Source organism: Desertimonas flava (assembly GCF_003426815.1).
GTDB lineage: Bacteria > Actinomycetota > Acidimicrobiia > Acidimicrobiales > Ilumatobacteraceae > Desertimonas > Desertimonas flava.
The window spans coordinates 1-1,250 of the sequence record NZ_QKYK01000071.1; the positions used below are offsets into that span (position 1 = coordinate 1).

Consider the following 1,250-nt stretch of genomic DNA (forward strand, 5'->3'; position numbering starts at 1 on the left):
GGGCGGTCTTCGCTGTCGGCCACCACCTGCTCGTGGTGATCTGGTGGATGCTCCACGAACACACCGCCTACAACGAGATGGGCGACAACTACCGGAACCGCCGCCTCGACCCCGAACGACGCAAAAAACAACTCGTCAACCAGCTCGAACAACTCGGCGTCAAAGTCACCCTCGAACCGGCCGCCTGACCCCGCCATCGCTGCGCCACCTCCGAGCACGGCATCCAGAAACTCTGTAGCACCCCTTGTTTAGGGTGGGTGTATGGCGGTGATGGACGATCCGACGGCGGCTGGGGAGGCTGTCGATGATCCGATGGCGGTGGCTGTCGGTGCGGTGTTGTCGGTCACCTCTGATGTCGCTGACGGCCACGCCGTCGACCTGATCGATCTGTTCAGCACGTTCCACGAACCCCCCGACCCGGTACGCGGCCCACTCGCCGGCCCTGTCGACACGTTCCTCGCCACCGTACGCGAGCAGGTCGGCGCTCTGACGGGCACGGCCCGTGATCGTGTGCTCGGCGCCGTGTTGGGCGACCTCGCCCGGGTTGCTCGTGGGGTCGAGGCGGCCACCGTCGCAGTCGCCGCCGACGCCGACCAACGCAGCCTCCATGTGTTGGACGGACATCGAACGGTGAAGAACTGGCTCGTCGCCTCGATCCGGGAACCCGGTCTCGACGCCTTGCGCCAGGCGCAGGCGATCGAGTTGTTCCGCGAGGCACCGCACCTGGAGGTTTTGCTGTCGGAGGGTCGCATCGGGATTGCTCAGGTCCGCCAGTTGGCCCGCCTGCACGCCCACCCACGGGTCGGCCGCTACGTGATGCCGGTGCTCGATCAGTTGGTCGATTGGGCGGTGTTCGACGACTACGACCTGTACTGCGAGAAGCTCCGCGAGTTCGAACGCCTCGTCGACCTCGACGGCCCCAACCACACCGCCGACCACGCCGACCGCGCCCGCCGCCTCCGCATGTCCACGGTCGGGGAGACGACGTACCTGTCGGGGCAGATGACCAACGCCCAAGCCGCCGCCATCAAAGCGGTCCTCGACGCTTACGCCCACAGCGAATACCTCGCCGACTGCGAGCACGCCAAGGCGGTCTACGGCGACGGCTACAGCCAGTCACAGCTGGCCCGCTCGGCCGGGCAGCGGCGGATGGATGCCTTGTCGGCGATCTGCGAAGCCGCCGCCGGTGCGCCGTTGGACGGCCATGGCATCGATGTGTGCGTCAACGTCGTGATCGACCGCGACACGTT

1 protein-coding gene and 1 pseudogene are annotated in these 1,250 nt (G+C 67.0%); both read left to right on the top strand.

What is annotated here, in order from left to right; genetic code table 11:
- A pseudogene (locus DN771_RS29035) lies at nt 1–188 on the top strand (IS110 family transposase); the annotation flags it as partial.
- Between the two features lie 73 nt (nt 189–261).
- On the top strand, nt 262–1,250 hold a 989-nt coding region (locus DN771_RS29040; RefSeq protein ID WP_117001084.1), incomplete at its 3' end, for a DUF222 domain-containing protein.